Genomic DNA, 14,781 nt, shown 5'->3' with positions numbered 1-14,781 from the left:
CGCCACCGACAGCCGGACCCCGTCGGGCGAACCCTCGTCAACCCTCCGTCTGCTCGCCCTGCACCGGGCCGGGCGTCGCGGCGAAGTCGGCCGCCGTGTCCTCGCCGCCCCGCTTCGGCAGCCCCCGGGCGCGCGCGTCGGGCCAGGCCCAGTCGGCCACCTCGGGGAGGTCGGTGCCGTGCTCGCGGGTGTACTGGCGGGCCCGCAGGCGCGCGTCGGCCATGCGCTGGCGCAGCACCGCCCGCTCGCCGGCCAGCCCGGGCACGCGGTCGATGACGTCCATGACCAGGTGGTACCGGTCGAGGTCGTTGAGCATCACCATGTCGAACGGCGTCGTGGTGGTGCCCTCCTCCTTGTAGCCGCGGACGTGGATGTTGTCGTGGTTGGTGCGGCGGTAGGTCAGCCGGTGGATCAGCCACGGGTAGCCGTGGTAGGCGAACACGACCGGCTTGTCCGTGGTGAACAGCGCGTCGAACTCGCGGGCGCTCAGCCCGTGCGGGTGCTCGTGCTCGTCCTGCAGCCGCATGAGGTCGACGACGTTGACGACGCGCACCCGCAGCTCCGGCAGGTGCTGGCGCATGAGGTCGACGGCGGCCAGCGTCTCGACCGTGGGCACGTCGCCGGCGCAGGCCATGACGACGTCGGGCTCGCCCTCGCCGCCGTCGGTGCTGGCCCACTCCCAGATGCCGATGCCGCGCGTGCAGTGGGCGATCGCCTCGTCCATGGTCAGCCACTGCGGCCCGGGCTGCTTCCCGGAGACGACGACGTTGACGTAGTCGCGGCTGCGCAGGCAGTGGTCGTACGTGGACAGCAGCGTGTTGGTGTCCGGCGGCAGGTAGACCCGGATGACGTCGGCCTTCTTGTTGACGACGTGGTCGATGAAGCCGGGGTCCTGGTGCGAGAAGCCGTTGTGGTCCTGGCGCCAGACGTGCGACGACAGCAGGTAGTTCAGCGAGGGGACGGGCGCGCGCCAGGGGATCTCGCGGGTCACCTTCAGCCACTTCGCGTGCTGGTTGAACATGGCGTCGATGATGTGGATGAACGCCTCGTAGCAGTTGAAGAGCCCGTGCCGGCCGGTCAGCAGGTATCCCTCGAGCCAGCCCTGGCACTGGTGCTCCGACAGCATCTCGAACACCCGGCCCGTGGGCGACAGCGAGTCGTCGGTGGGCAGCGTCTCGCCCAGCCAGCGCTTGCCGCCGGCCGCCACGGCCGCCGACAGCCGGTTGGACGCCGTCTCGTCCGGCCCCATGATGAGGAAGTTGTCCGGATTGGCGCTGACGACGCCGGCGAGCCACCGGCCCAGCACCGTCGTCGGCTCGTCGATCACCCCGCCGGGCACCGGCACGTCGACGGCGAACTCGCGGAACTCCGGCAGCCGCAGGTCGCGGGTGAGGACACCGCCGTTCGCGTGCGGGTTCGCGCTCATCCGCCGGGGTCCCGACGGCGACAGCTCGCGCAGGTCGGCGCGGAGCCGGCCGTCGTCGTCGAACAGCTCCTCGGGCCGGTAGGAGCGCATCCACTGCTCCAGCAGCCGGGTGTACTCGTCGTTGCCGCGGACGGCGCTCATGGGTACCTGGTGCGACCGGTAGGTGTCCTCGACCTGGTGGCCGTCGACCTCGCGCGGGCCGGTCCAGCCCTTGGGCGTCTTGAAGACGATCATCGGCCAGTCCGGCCGGTGGTCGTACTCGCCGGCGCGGAAGTCGTTCTGGGCGGCCGCGATCTGGTCCAGCGCATGGTTCAGCAGGTCGGCGAACCGGCGGTGGATCGACAGGTGGTCCTCGTCGTCGAAGCCGGCCTCGAACCAGTAGGGCGTGTACCCGTAGCCGACCATGAGGTGCTCCAGCTCGCGCCGCGGGATGCGGGCCAGCACCGCCGGGTTGGCGATCTTGTAGCCGTTGAGGTGCAGGATCGGCAGCACGGCGCCGTCGGTGGCCGGGTTGAGGAACTTGTTGCTGTGCCAGGCCGTGGCCAGCGGGCCGGTCTCGGCCTCGCCGTCGCCGACACAGGCCGCCACGATCAGCCCGGGGTTGTCGAAAGCGGCGCCGTAGGCGTGCGACAGCACGTAGCCCAGCTCGCCGCCCTCGTGGATCGAGCCGGGCGTCTCGGGCGCCACGTGGCTGGGGATGCCGCCGGGGAAGGAGAACTGGCGGAACAGCTCGCGCAGGCCCGCCTCGTCGTCGCCGACGCCGGAGTAGACCTCGCTGTAGGTGCCGTCGAGCCAGGCCGCCGACACCAGCGACGGGCCGCCGTGCCCCGGGCCGGAGAGGTAGATCATGTCGAGGTCGCGCTGGACGATCGCCCGGTTGAGGTGCGCGTACAGGAAGTTCTGCCCGGGCGACGTGCCCCAGTGGCCGAGCAGCCGCGGCTTGACGTGCTCGGCGCGCAGCGGCTCGCGCAGCAGCGGGTTGTCCAGCAGGTAGATCTGGCCGACGGAGAGATAGTTGGCCGCCCGCCACCACGCGTCGATGCGGGTGAGCAGGGCGTCGTCGATGGTGTGGCGGGCCTCGTCGAGCATCGTCGCCGCTCCTCGGTTGGGGCTGCTCGTCAAGGACCAGCATGTACCCGGTGCCCGCGGACTCATACAGGTTTCTCAGGACCGTCTCCGGATGTTCTCAGGAACGCCGGACAGGATCGGTCTCACGAACGACACGACCCTCACCCGGAGGCGGCCATGTACGCGATCCCGACGGCGGCACAGATCCTCGGCGTCACCCCCGCGGCCCTGGAGGCCGCCCTCGAACGCGGCGAGACGATCCGCACCCTCGCGCTGGCCTGCGGACTCGACCCGGACCTGATGACGGAGGCGATCGTCGACGCGGAGACCGCCGATGTCATCGCCCTGGCGTCGATCGCCGGGTTCGGGCCGGCGGACGTCGCCGAGTTCGCCCGCGAGCTGCGCACCTATCTCGTGGCGTTCGTGCACGACGGCGAGCGCGTGGCCGACCGGCTCTACGAGACGAGCACCCTGCAGCCGGTGTGAGGCCGAGGAGCTGCCGGGTGGCCGCGGGTCACGCCCCTTGCGCCTCGGCCACCCGGCGCATCCAGTAGCGGAACCAGCTGTCGCCGTACGGTGCGTAGACGCGCACCGGCACGCCGCGGCCGGCCAGCTCGCGGGCGTCGTCCTCGCGGACGCCGAGCAGCATCTCGACCCCGGCGCCGGGCAGCGCCTCGAGCAGGGCCTCTAGCAGCACCCGGTCGTGCGTGGCCAGCAGCGGCGGCGTGCCGCCCGCGTGGATCCGGTGCGCGAGCCGCACGAATGCGACGCCGGTCTCGTCGCCCCAGCGGTGGGCGATGTCGGCGGCCTCGAGGTAGGCGCCCTTGACCAGCCGGACCGGGACCCCGGCGGCCAGCAGCCGGTCGACGTCGCCGGGGCTGCGGCGCAGGTTCGCCTGGACCGTCGCCAGGACCGGCGCGCCCGCCTCGGCCAGCGCGATCGTGAGGTCCATGATGTGCGGCGTGCGCTCGGCCTCCTCGGCGCTGATCTCGAGCCGCGACCCGGCCGGCAGGAACTCGACCAGCTGCTCCACGTGTCGGCGGCAGACGTCGAGCCCGAGGTCCAGCCCGAGGTGCGACGGCACGATCTCGAGGTACACGTCGCCGCCCACGTCGGCCAGCGCGGCCGCCGCCTCGCGGTAGCCGTCCACCGTTGCCGCCAGCGCCTCCTCGTCGGCCGCGCCCTCGCCGAACAGGTCGAGGCTGACCGCGAGGCCGTCGCCGACCAGCCGCCGGACGGTGACCAGCGCCTCGTCCAGTGTGGTGCCGGCGACGTAGCGGCGCGCCTGGGACAGCGCGAGGTCCTGGACCGGCGGGACGGCGCGGACGACGGACTCCAGCTCGGTGCTGGTCGCGAGGGCATAGAGGGCCCGGCGGGCGAGCGATGCGATCACGGTGCCGACGTTACCGGCCGAGCCAGCCGAGCTTGTCCGGATTGGTGACGAGGAAGAGCGCGCTGATCCTGCCGTCGTCGATGCTGAAGGTGAGGGTCTGGGGGCCGCCGTACAGCTGGAGGATCGCGCCGGGGGCGCCGTTGAGCTCGAGCAGCTCGTACGCCGGACGGCTGCGGGTGTGGATGCCGGCGAAGAACCGGGCCACCTTGTCCGCACCGGACACCGGGTTGCGGGCCGCCTTCGCCCGGCCGCCGCCGTCGGTCCAGGCGACCGCGTCGTCGTGGAGCAGGGACCGCAGCGTGGCGAGGTCGCCCTCGCGAGCCGCCACGAGGAAGCGCTCGAGCAGGACGGCGTGCTCGCGGCGGCTGGGCGCGAACCGGCGGCGGTCGTCGCCCAGCCGGGCGGCCGCTCGGTGGTAGAGCTGGCGGCTGTGCTCGGGCGTGCGGTCGACGATCTCGGCGATCTCCGCGTAGGGCAGGTCGAACGCGCTGCGCAGCACGAACACGGCGCGCTCGACCGGGTCCAGCCGCTCCATCAGGTAGAGGGTCGCCGTCGACACCGAGTCGCGCTGCTCGACGGTCTCGAGCGGGTCGAACGGCGACGGGGCCGTGGCCACCGGGTCCGGCAGCCACGGCCCCACGTAGCTCGCGTGCGCCTTCCGCTCGCGCAGCCGGTCGAGGGCGAGCCGGGTCACCGTCCGGGACAGGTAGCGGCGCGGCTCGCGCACCTCCGACCGGTCGACGTCACGCCAGCGCAGGTAGGCGTCCTGCACGACGTCCTCGGCGTCGCCGGTCGAGCCCAGCATCCGGTAGGCCAGGCCGAGGAGCATCGGCCGGTGCCGCTGGACCTCGACGGCCGCGTCGGCGGACGCGGTGTCGATCACACCGTCGTCGGCGGCTCGGTCCGGGTCGGTACGGTGATCCGGTTCCACACGTTGATTGTGCCGATGGTCAGCAGCAGATCGGCCAGTTCCTTCTCGGTGAACAGCTTCGCGGCCATGTCCCAGACGTCGTCGGGCACGCCACCGGGGCCCAGCCGGGTGGCGGAGTCGGTGAGTGCGAGCGCCGCCCGCTCGCGCTCGGTGAAGAACGGAGCGTCCTCCCAGGCGCCGACGGCGAAGAGCCGGCGGGCGTCCTCGCCGGCGGCCAGGGCGTCGCGGCTGTGCATGTCGACGCAGTAGGAGCAGCCGTTGATGATCGAGGCGCGCAGCTCGATCAGGTGCATGAGCGTCCGGTCGACGTTCGCCTTGACGTAGGCGGCCAGGCCGGCCACCGCGCGGTAGCCCTCGGGAGCCACTGCGGAGACGTTCAGGCGTTGCGTCATCGTCGTTCCTCTCGGTGGGTGGGATGTCACCGAGACGACGCGAGGGGACCCGGCCGGCGTGACGGAACCGGGTGTGAGGCCGCCCACACGGGCGGCGGGCGCCGGGCTAGAAGCCCAGCAGCAGGCCCGCGAGCACCGAGGCGTAGCCCACGCACAGGGCGGCGATGCCGACCTTGACGGCCGTGGCGCGCCGGCTGGGCTGCGACGGTGGCTTGAACACGCGAACCTCCGGCGGTGGAGGGCGCCGGCCGGCTGCCGGCGCCCTCGCGAGCAGCGGTCAGGGCGTGATGAGCCCCGTGGTCTTCGTCCGGGCCGCCTCGAAGCGCGTGGCGACGTCGGGCCAGTTGACGATGTTCCAGAACGCCGCCACGTAGTCGGGCTTGACGTTCTTGTACTGCAGGTAGAAGGCGTGCTCCCACATGTCGAGCATGAGCAGCGGGACGGTGCCGGCCGCCAGGTTGCCCTGGTGGTCGTAGAGCTGCTCGATGACCAGGCGCTGGCCGATGCTCTCCCACGCCAGGATGGACCAGCCCGAGCCCTGGATGCCCAGCGCGGCCGCGGTGTAGTGCGCGCGGAAGCCGTCGAAGGAGCCGAAGAACTCGTCGACCGCGGCGCCCAGCTCACCGTCGGGCTTGTCGCCGCCCTCGGGCGACATGTTGTTCCAGAAGACGGTGTGGTTGACGTGGCCCGCGAGGTTGAAGGCCAGGTTCTTCTGCAGCTGGTTGACCGTGTCGAGCTTGTTGGTGGCGCGCGCCTCCTCGAGCTGCTCGAGCGCGGTGTTGGTGCCGCTGACGTACGTCTGGTGGTGCTTGGAGTGGTGGAGCTCCATGATCTGACCGGCGATGTGCGGCTCGAGCGCACCGTAGTCGTAAGGGAGATCCGGCAGAGAATAGGCGGCCATGCTTCTGAGCTTCCTCTCGACGACATCGTCAGGCGCGGAACCTGTCACTGGCTAACCTACGCCTGCCCAGAGGGCGCGACCACAAACGGTCCGCACTGTGTGGTGTCGGGCTGATCACGGTGCGACGTCCGGTTCGGACAGGGTGATCCGGACCGCCCGGAATGTCGCCGGAGTCGCCTCCAGGACGGCCAGCTTCGGATCCGGGACGGCCAGGTGCGGCGCGTTCCGCGTGCGGTCGCGGAGCGTCGCCAGCGCCGTCAACCGGCGGTCCGCGAGCACGTGGTCGACAGCGGCACGGTCGCCTCCGGTGACGACGGCGTCGAGCCCGGCCACGTGGGGCAGCAGCACACGTGCCGCGACGTCGGCGGCGGCCTCGAACGCCTCGCGGGTCTGCTTCTCGCGCCGCCGGGCGAACCGCTGCTGCGACTGGCCGCCGGCGGCCGTGCGGCCCTGGACGTGCCGCGAGCCGACCTTCGACGCCACGAGCCGCGTCCCGGCGAAGACGCCGGCCGCGTAGCCGCCGCGGCGGACCAGCAGGACGGCGATGCGGCGCTCACGGGTCGCGTGCGCGATCAGGCCGTCGTAGGGCTGTTCGGTGTCGTCGTTCTCGAGCGGCGGGAACGGGACGGCGCAGCTCGCGACCGCTCCGTCCGCGGCCTCGACGACGACGACGTCAGGCCCGGCCCGGTGCGTGGTGGCGCCGTGGCGCTGGGCGAAGCCGGCCAGCCAGCCGTCGAGGCGCTCGGGCGAGACGGTGAGGACGCGTTCGGGCATGCGACGAGGATGCCCTGTCAGGGCCCGAGGTGTGGGTGGGGTGGTCCGGGAGGTTGCGACCCCGGCCTCCGCAGCGAGCCGGGGCCGCAACCGGTACCCGAACGCGCCGTGGCTCCGGTGGGTCGGCGGCTCTTGCTTGACCCCCGCCGGTGTTCGGACTCCACGGCACTCGTCGAAGTGGACCGCGATGTGGCTTGGTGTGGGGACACCGGGCCTCCACCCGATGCCGTCGCTGGACCCTTCGGTCCGGTGGTCGACCGCCGGAAGGGCGAGAACGCGCCGACGACGACACGATCTCTTCTTCGATTCCTACACCATACCGGACAGATCGTCGAGGTCCAGGTCACGTTCACCCGCTGATCATCTCGATGTGCGGACGTCCACGAGGGTTCACGCGAGCAGGGTCGACGGCCGGACGGTCACCGGGTACGGCAGCTCGAGGTGGACCTCGTCGTCGCCGCTGCCCCGGGCGGTCTCCACATAGTCACCGTCGCGCAGCTCGTAGGCGACGATCGACGGTCCGCCGTCGGGGTCGACGATCCAGTACGACGTGACGCCTCCCTCGGCGTACTTCGCGAACTTGACCTTGGTGTCGTAGAGCCGGCTGCTCGGCGACAGGATCTCCACCGCCAGCCGCAGCGGCCTGGTGAGCGGCCCATCGCGGACGTCGTCCCTGGCCACCACCAGGAGGTCCGGTTGCAGCGAGTTCCGCTGATTCGGCTGCCAGTCCAGCGGCGCGTAGAACACTTTCAGGTCGGCCGGACACGCTCGGTCGAGCGCTCGGAAGAGCTCGGTGCTGATCCACTGGTGCTTCGGCCGGGGAGACGGGCTCACGACGAGTACGCCGTCGACGAGCTCGTAGCGATTGCCGTCGTTCTCGGGGAACTGGTCGAGGTCGTCCACGGTCCAAGCGTCACTTGCACGGCGCTGCTCCAGCATGGTTGTCATGGTGCCCTCCTCGGGCTCGGTTGTCATTCGAGGATGGGTGCCGCGACGGGCCGAAGCGGGTAGGGCTAACTTCCGGGCTAACCGGGCAACGGTTGCCCGTTCGGAAGACGCTGGTCAGGCCTGTGACGCGCGGGCGGCGATGCGGCGTGCCACCGTCACGTAGCGGTGCAGGGCACGGTCCTGGGCGGCGCGGGTGAGCGGCCCGCCGAGCCTGGCGTACCAGGCGGAGGCCCGGCTGAACGCCGTCACCGTGAACCAGACGTCGTCGTGGTCGTCCAGTTCGGCGAGGAAGGCCTCCTCGCCGGAGGCCGGATGGCCCGGCAGCGTCCCATAGGCGTAGCCGCCGCGGGCCGGCTCGTCCAGTGCCCAGACCACCTCGCACGGCGCGTGCAGCAGTCGGAGCGGGCCGAGCGCCAGCGTGCTGGTGACCCGCACCCCGGCTGCGGCGCGCGGCTGGGACGACTCGACCCGCAGGCCGAACGCGCGGTGCACCTCGAAGGTGACGACGCCCTCGACGGCGGCCTCGAAGGCGGCCCGGCCGTGGCCGATGCGCTCGCGGACGCGGCCGTGGTGGTAGCCGGCCGGCAGCGGCCCGCCGTCGCGGGTGGCGCCGACCTCGGGATAGGTGAAGGACATCAGCGCCAGACTCTGCCACAGCCCGATGTCACAACCGGGCACCGGCGCGTGTCTCAGGGGTATGGCACGCATCTCCCTCGATCCGAAGCCCACGCTCGGCTATCGCCTGGTCCGGCTGTTCCTGCGCCGGCGCTACGGCGTCATGCTCGACCCGATCACGGCCGCGGCGCACCAGCCGCGGGTCATGCGGACCCTGAGCCTGCTCGAGGCCGGCGCCGAGAAGTGGCGGGTCCTCGACCGCGACCTCAGGGCGCTGGCGATCCTGGCGACGTCGGCGCGGACCGGCTGTGCGTGGTGCATGGACTTCGGCTACTGGGAGAACCACCACGCCGGTGTCGACCCGGCCAAGCTGCGCGAGGTGACCCGCTGGCGCGACAGCGATCTCTACACTGCGCTGGAACGCCGGGTGATGGTCTACGCCGAGGCCATGACGGCCACGCCACCGGAGGTGACCGACGCGATGGTGGCGCAGTTGAGGACGGACCTCAGCGAGGCCGAGCTGGTCGAGCTGACGGCGACGGTCGCGCTCGAGAACCTGCGCAACCGCACCAATGCCGCGCTGGGGCTGACCGGCCAGGGCTTCAAGGACCGCTGCGAGGTGCCGGCGCCATGACGGTGGTCGATCCCTTCCAGCGTCACCGCGGCCTGCTGTTCACCGTCGCCTACGAGCTGCTGGGCAGCGTCGCCGACGCCGAGGACGTCGTGCAGGACACCTGGCTGCGCTGGTCCGCCGACGACCGCGACGACGTGCTCGAGCCCAAGGCGTATCTCGTGCGCATCGCGACGCGGCTGGCGCTGAACCGGCTGCGGACCCTGCGCACCCGCCGCGAGACCTACGTCGGGCCGTGGCTGCCGGAGCCCCTGCTGACCGGGCCTGACGCCGCCCGCCCGGTCGAGGTGGCCGAGGACGTCTCGATGGCGATGCTCGTCGTGCTCGAGACGCTCACGCCCATCGAGCGGGCGGTGTTCGTGCTGCGCGAGGTGTTCGGCTTCCCGTACGCGGAGATCGCCACCTCACTGGAGCGCAGCGAGGCGTCGGTGCGGCAGGTCGCGCACCGGGCCCGCGAGCACGTGCAGGCGCGGCGGCCGCGGTTCGACACCGACCCGGGCCAGCGGGCCGAGGTCACCGAGCGGTTCCTGCGGGCCTGCTTCGAGGGCGACCTGACGGCCCTGCTCGAGGTGCTGGCGCCGGACGTCGTCATGACGAACGACGGCGGCGGCAAGGCGCGCGCGGCGCTGCGGCCGGTGGTGGGCGCCGACCGCGTGGCGCGGTTCATCCTGGGCATCCGCGACCGGGGCGAGCTGACCGGCTTCCGCTTCGAGGCGGTGGAGCTCAACGGCCAGCTGGGGTTCGTCGGCTGGCTGGGCGACCAGGTGGCCGTGGCGGCGATCGTCGAGACCGCGGACGGCCGGGTCACCCGGCTGTTGTCGTTCCAGAACCCGGACCGGCACAGTGGCCTGGGGCGGGCGGATCGATGAGCGTCCCGCCCCGGCCGGCCGGCATGGCGGATATTGACACACCCGATGCCGGGCGGCCGGATGCCAGGACGTTTCGGTGATGTTTTGCGGTGTTTTCAGAAAGGTGACGGCTCAGAGCCGGGTCACCTTGGGGTTCGGCAGTGCGATGCGACGGACCGCGGTGCCGAAATCGACGTGTACCTCGTGCTCGCCGGGAACACTGACCACGCGGCCCAAGCCGTGGCGGTCGTGAGTGAGCAGGTCATCGACGGAGAACTTCTCGAGGGGGGCGGGGGCGATGGGGCGGAACGGACTCGAAGGAAAAACAGGCCTCGCGGCCGGTGTGCGAGAGGTCATTGCGCCAGTCTGCCGCTCGGGGACGCCGTTGTGTAGCCCTCTTTGGAAGACTATGTCAACTCTTGACCATCACTTCGGCGGGCAGCGTTGAACAGGTGTTCCCCGTCCTCCGGCACGCTGCTGTGACAGCACCGAACGGCTAGGACACCGTACCGGAAACCCGGGCCGTGGTGGTCCGGCCCGCCGATTTCCCCTGAGCGGACAGCGGCCGGCTGGCGACCTGGTGTGCGACCAGGATCGCCGCGAAGGCGAGCGCCGTGACGGCCACCACCCCGAGCGCCGCACCGACGTACGCCGTCGCCAGGTCGGACCGTTCCGTCACCGCTCCGGCGGTGTTCAGGACGTCGCGGGTGCGCAGCAGCGCCGACGCGGCCATGGCACCCGCCACGCCCGCCGCGACCGCGAACAGGCCGGTGACGACCGCCGTCGGGGTGCTGCCGACGGACGGCACCGGCATCTTCTCGGGGCTGCTGATGGCGGTGAGGACGGTCGTCAGCCCGGCCCACGCGAGCACGACCGTGACAGCGGCGACGACGTCGGACGGACGGTGCCAGCCGCCGACCATGGTCGAGACGCCGGTGAGGGCGGTGTACCCGGCGCCGACGACGGCGACCGCCGGCCGGGCCCGTCGCGGCACCACCAGCACCAGTGCGGCCGCGACGCTTGCCGCGACCGTCGTGTGCCCGCTGGGCAGCGAGTTGCCCAGCGGCCCGGTGTCCTCGGCCAGCCGCGGCCGGTCGAGGACCGCGTGCTTGAGCACCTGGGTCGTCAGGTTGGCACCGCCGACCAGGACGATGACCTGCAGCGCCAGCAGCCAGCGCTGGCGCAGCAGGGCGATCAGGGCGACGGCGCCGAGCACCACGACGACGAACGGGACCGAGACGACGTCGAGGACCCGCTCCGCGCCGGACCAGAGCGTGGACCGGCCGATGCCGGACCCGCGGAACGCCACCTGGTCGATGCGCTGCCCGACGGCGGTGTCGACGAACCACCGCCAGCTCGCCCACGTGCCGAGAGCGCCGGCCACGAACATGAGCAGGCCGAGGACGACACCTCCGGGCCGGGGCGAGTTGGGGCGCATGCTCCGAGGGTAGTCAGTGACACTGTGAATTCCGCCCGGCTCGGCTGCGGACTCACCGGAGCCCGGCGTAGAACGCCCGGATGTCCGCGACGTGCGCGGCCGGCTCCTCCATGGCGACGAAGTGGTGCCGGCCCGGATTGCCCTCGGGCCAGTGCGTGATCGTGTTGTCCCGCTCGGCCAGCCGCCGCATCAGCGCCGACCCGCCCGCGTAGACGCCCGACGGCACCGCCTTCTGTCCCTTCGGCCACTCGAACCGCGGTCGGTCCGCGGCGCCGGCGAGCCCTTCGTACATCGGCCACGACGACGTCGCGGCGGTCTTGGTGAACCAGTAGAGGCTGACGTTGTCGAGGAACAGATCGCGGTCGATGACGTCGAACAGCGGCTGGTCGGACATCGAGAACTCCTGGAACTTCTGTGCGTGCCAGGCCAGCAGCGCCACCGGCGAGTCGTGCCAGCCGTGCCCGAAGGTCTGCGGCGCGACCCGGAGCAGCGCGTGGTGGTCGACGCCGCCGGACATCCACTGCTGCATCAGGTCCCACTCGGCCCGCTCGTCCGCCGTCATGCCGGGTACGTCGTCCTCGGTCGGGAAGCCGAAGCCGCCGTCGATGTGCACGCCGACGACACGGTCCGGGTGCAGCCGGGCGAGCTCCGGCGCGACGTACGCGCCGAGGTCGCCGCCCTGCGTGCCGTAGCGGTCGTAGCCGAGCCGCTCCATCAGCCGCCCGTACATCGCCACGACCGCACCGATGCCGAACCCCGTCGTGCGCGGGGCCGCGGAGAAGCCGAAGCCGGGCACCGACGGCACCACCACGTGGAAGGTCTGCGCGAGCAGAGGGATCGTGCGCGCGAACTCGACGAACGAGTTCGGCCAGCCGTGGGCGAGGATCAGCGGCAGCGCGTCCGGCTCGGGCGAGCGGACGTGCAGGTAGTGCAGGCCGAGACCGTCGATCTCCTCGATGAACTGCGGGAACTCGTTCAGCCGGGCCTCGCGGGCGCGCCAGTCGTAGCCGGTTCGCCAGTACTCGGCGGTGTCGCGCAGCCAGTCGGCGGGAACACCGCGGTCCCACCCGTCGCCGGGCAGCTGCGGCGTCCATCGCGTGCGGGTCAGCCGCTCGCGCAGGTCGTCGAGGTCGGACTGCGGGATGTCGATGGTGAAAGGTGTCATGTCGCCGACGCTAGGACGCATCTAGGTCTGTACTTGTCCTAGTTCTGCGGGCATTCTGTCCTTCATGAGCCATACACCGGCCCGGCTGCTCGCGCTGCTGTCTCTGTTGCAGACGCCGCGCGAATGGCCCGGCAGCGAGCTGGCGCACCGCCTCGGCGTCACCCCGCGCACCGTCCGCCGCGACGTCGACCGGCTGCGCGACCTCGGCTACCCGGTCGAGGCGACGCTGGGCGCGGCGGGCGGGTATCGCCTCGTGGCGGGCGCCGCGCTGCCGCCCCTGCTGCTCGACGACGAGGAGGCGGTGGCCATCGCGGTAGGCCTGCGGGCGGCCGCCGGGTCCGCCGTCGCGGGCATCGAGGAGGCGTCCGTGCGGGCGCTCGGCAAGCTCGAGCAGGTGCTGCCGTCGCGGCTGCGGCACCGGGTGCGGACGCTCGGCGCGGCGACCCTGCCGGTCGGGCCGGACGGTGCCGGGCCGGTGGTCGACCCGGAGGTGCTGACGGCGCTGGCGGCGGCCGCCGCGACCCGCGAGCGGGTGCGGTTCCGCTACACCGCAGGCGACGCGACGGAGTCCGGCCGGCTGGTCGAGCCGCTCGCGCTGGTCCCGTCGGGCCGCCGCTGGTACCTCGTCGCCTGGAACGTCGACGGTTCGCCTGGCCAGACCCCGCCCGGTCGGGAGGGTCCTCCCACCCTACGGGCGGGTACCGACAACCGTGGCCGCGCAGGTCACGCCGCCTCCCGGCACGACGGCGACCGCGACGGCTGGCGGACGTTCCGGGTGGACCGGATCACCCGGGTGCAGCCGACGGGGGTCCGGGTGCGCGAGGAGCGGGCGCTGCCGGCCGCCGACGCCGCGGCCTACGTCGCCGGGCGGCGGACCGACTGGGGCACGCCCGAGCTGCACGTCGTGGTGACGTTCGAGGCGCCCGTGAGCGCGGTGGCCGGCCGGCTCGGCGATCCGCCCGGTCAGGTCGTCGCCGTCGACGAGGCGCGCTGCCGGCTCCACGCCCGCCGCGACGACTCGATGGACTGGCTGGCCGCTCGCCTGGTCACGCTCGGCCACCCCTTCACCGTCGATGGGCCGGACGAACTGGTCGCCGCCGTGCGCGCCCTCGCCGCCCGCGCGGCCGCCGCGGTCGGCTAGTGTCCTGAGTCGTTAATTCGCGTGCAGTATCTGGCGATGGATTCGAGGATCTGGTCGGCGGTCTTGGTCCACACGTAGGGCCTGGGGTTGTCGTTCCAGGTGTCGATCCAGGCGCGGATGTCGGTGTTGAGTTCGCGGACTGACCGGTGGGTGCCGCGTTGGAGTTTCTTCGTGGTCAGCTCGCCGAACCAGCGTTCGACCAGGTTGAGCCATGAGGAGCTGGTCGGGGTGAAGTGGAGCGTGAAGCGGGGGTGTTCGATCAGCCATCGCTTCACGGCCGGTGTCTTGTGGGTCGAGGCGTTGTCGAGCACGACGTGCACGTCGAGTTCCGCGGGCACCTCGGCGTCGATCTTGGCCAGGAACTTCTTGAACTCGATCGCTCGGTGGCGGGCGTGCAGCGAGCCGATGACCTGGCCGGTGGCGAGGTCGAGGGCGGCGTAGAGGCTGGACGTGCCGTAGCGCTTGTAGTCATGGGTGGCGCGCTGCGGGGTGCCCGGGAGCATGGGCAGGATCGGGGCCGTGCGGTCCAGGGCCTGGATCTGGGACTTCTCGTCCACGCACAGCACCACGGCCCGCTCGGGCGGGTCGAGGTAGAGACCCACGACGTCTTTGACCTTGTCGACGAACAGCGGGTCCTTGGACAGCTTCCACGACTCCTGCCGGTGCGGCTGCAGGCCGAAGGCCCGCCAGATCCGCGAGACCGCGGACTGCGACAGGCCCAGCTCGGCCGCCAGCGACCGAGTCGACCAGTGCGTCGCATCCTTCGGCGTCGTCTCCAGCGTCCGGGTGATCACCGCCTCGACCTGCTCGTCACCAACCGTGCGGGGCCGGCCAGGGCGCGGTTCATCAAGCAGGCCATCGAGTCGGTCGGCGACGAACCGCGAGCGCCACTTACGCGCACTCGACACCGCGATCCCGAGCTTCTGCGCGATCGCGGTGTTCCCCAGCCCGTCACCAGCGGCCAGCACGATCCGCGACCGCACCGCCAACGCATTCGCGCTCGTCGGCCGCCGCGACCACGTCAACAGCTGCGACCGCTCCTCATCAGTCAACGTCACAACAGGGGCAACCGGACTCGGCACCCGCAAAGCCTACCCACTAAATACGAAC

The 14,781-nt window shown here is 71.8% G+C and carries 16 protein-coding genes; 4 read left to right on the top strand and 12 right to left on the bottom strand.

The annotated features are described in order from the left end of the window. Positions 1 to 37 precede the first annotated feature (37 nt). On the bottom strand, positions 38 to 2,515 hold the full coding sequence (locus tag HD601_RS08245; protein WP_184820915.1) for a phosphoketolase family protein: 2,478 nt from the start codon (positions 2,513 to 2,515) through the stop codon (positions 38 to 40). A gap of 156 nt (positions 2,516 to 2,671) precedes the next feature. On the opposite strand from HD601_RS08245, the gene HD601_RS08240 reads away from it, so the two are divergent. Beyond that, positions 2,672 to 2,980 carry a hypothetical protein gene (locus HD601_RS08240; protein ID WP_184820913.1) on the top strand — a complete coding sequence of 103 codons (309 nt, stop codon included), beginning with the start codon at positions 2,672 to 2,674 and terminating at the stop codon, positions 2,978 to 2,980. 28 nt (positions 2,981 to 3,008) lie between these two features. On the opposite strand, the gene HD601_RS08235 is transcribed toward HD601_RS08240, so the two are convergent. The 7 genes from HD601_RS08235 to HD601_RS08205 all read right to left on the bottom strand — a co-directional run bounded on the left by HD601_RS08235 (position 3,009) and on the right by HD601_RS08205 (position 8,469). Beyond that, complete coding sequence (locus tag HD601_RS08235) at positions 3,009 to 3,887, bottom strand: proline dehydrogenase family protein (RefSeq protein WP_184820910.1); 879 nt, start codon at positions 3,885 to 3,887, stop codon at positions 3,009 to 3,011. Positions 3,888 to 3,897: 10 nt separating this feature from the next. Then, positions 3,898 to 4,818 carry an RNA polymerase sigma factor SigJ gene (gene sigJ, locus HD601_RS08230; RefSeq protein ID WP_221440700.1) on the bottom strand — a complete coding sequence of 307 codons (921 nt, stop codon included), beginning with the start codon at positions 4,816 to 4,818 and terminating at the stop codon, positions 3,898 to 3,900. Beyond that, positions 4,767 to 5,210, bottom strand: coding sequence for a carboxymuconolactone decarboxylase family protein (locus HD601_RS08225; protein WP_184820908.1), 444 nt, complete (start codon positions 5,208 to 5,210; stop codon positions 4,767 to 4,769). Before HD601_RS08225 ends, sigJ begins: the two co-directional genes overlap by 52 nt. A gap of 277 nt (positions 5,211 to 5,487) precedes the next feature. Next, positions 5,488 to 6,111 carry a superoxide dismutase gene (locus HD601_RS08220; RefSeq protein ID WP_184820906.1) on the bottom strand — a complete coding sequence of 208 codons (624 nt, stop codon included), beginning with the start codon at positions 6,109 to 6,111 and terminating at the stop codon, positions 5,488 to 5,490. Between the two features lie 114 nt (positions 6,112 to 6,225). Beyond that, on the bottom strand, positions 6,226 to 6,885 hold the full coding sequence (locus tag HD601_RS08215) for an acVLRF1 family peptidyl-tRNA hydrolase (RefSeq protein ID WP_184820903.1): 660 nt from the start codon (positions 6,883 to 6,885) through the stop codon (positions 6,226 to 6,228). Between the two features lie 390 nt (positions 6,886 to 7,275). Beyond that, positions 7,276 to 7,833: a Uma2 family endonuclease gene (locus HD601_RS08210; protein ID WP_184820901.1), complete on the bottom strand. Its 558-nt coding sequence runs from the start codon at positions 7,831 to 7,833 to the stop codon at positions 7,276 to 7,278. A gap of 114 nt (positions 7,834 to 7,947) precedes the next feature. Beyond that, entirely contained in the window at positions 7,948 to 8,469 is a 522-nt protein-coding gene (locus HD601_RS08205; RefSeq protein WP_221440699.1) for a DUF1990 domain-containing protein, read from the bottom strand. 61 nt (positions 8,470 to 8,530) lie between these two features. Here HD601_RS08205 and HD601_RS08200 point away from each other — a divergent pair, with 61 nt between their 5' ends. Next, complete coding sequence (locus HD601_RS08200) at positions 8,531 to 9,082, top strand: carboxymuconolactone decarboxylase family protein (protein WP_184820897.1); 552 nt, start codon at positions 8,531 to 8,533, stop codon at positions 9,080 to 9,082. Then, positions 9,079 to 9,948, top strand: coding sequence for an RNA polymerase sigma-70 factor (locus tag HD601_RS08195; protein WP_184820895.1), 870 nt, complete (start codon positions 9,079 to 9,081; stop codon positions 9,946 to 9,948). Before HD601_RS08200 ends, HD601_RS08195 begins: the two co-directional genes overlap by 4 nt. A 111-nt stretch (positions 9,949 to 10,059) precedes the next feature. Here the strand turns inward: HD601_RS08195 and HD601_RS08190 are convergent, their stop codons facing one another. The 3 genes from HD601_RS08190 to HD601_RS08180 all read right to left on the bottom strand — a co-directional run bounded on the left by HD601_RS08190 (position 10,060) and on the right by HD601_RS08180 (position 12,530). After that, the gene (locus HD601_RS08190; protein WP_184820893.1) at positions 10,060 to 10,284 is read right to left on the bottom strand and encodes a hypothetical protein; all 225 of its coding nucleotides are present in this window, start codon (positions 10,282 to 10,284) and stop codon (positions 10,060 to 10,062) included. Between the two features lie 139 nt (positions 10,285 to 10,423). Beyond that, positions 10,424 to 11,365 (bottom strand): phosphatase PAP2 family protein, encoded by a 942-nt coding sequence (locus HD601_RS08185; RefSeq protein WP_184820891.1) that lies wholly within the window; start codon positions 11,363 to 11,365, stop codon positions 10,424 to 10,426. Positions 11,366 to 11,417: 52 nt separating this feature from the next. After that, complete coding sequence (locus HD601_RS08180; protein ID WP_184820889.1) at positions 11,418 to 12,530, bottom strand: epoxide hydrolase family protein; 1,113 nt, start codon at positions 12,528 to 12,530, stop codon at positions 11,418 to 11,420. Positions 12,531 to 12,594: 64 nt separating this feature from the next. Here HD601_RS08180 and HD601_RS08175 point away from each other — a divergent pair, with 64 nt between their 5' ends. Further along, entirely contained in the window at positions 12,595 to 13,671 is a 1,077-nt protein-coding gene (locus HD601_RS08175) for a helix-turn-helix transcriptional regulator (protein ID WP_184820887.1), read from the top strand. On the opposite strand, the gene HD601_RS08170 is transcribed toward HD601_RS08175, so the two are convergent. Continuing rightward, entirely contained in the window at positions 13,668 to 14,753 is a 1,086-nt protein-coding gene (locus tag HD601_RS08170; protein ID WP_184820886.1) for an IS630 family transposase, read from the bottom strand. The two genes, HD601_RS08175 and HD601_RS08170, sit on opposite strands and share 4 nt — an antisense overlap. Between the last annotated feature and the right edge of the window lie 28 nt (positions 14,754 to 14,781).

Source organism: Jiangella mangrovi, assembly GCF_014204975.1.
Classification (GTDB): Bacteria; Actinomycetota; Actinomycetes; order Jiangellales; family Jiangellaceae; genus Jiangella; species Jiangella mangrovi.
This window is presented reverse-complemented; position numbering and strand designations above follow the sequence as displayed.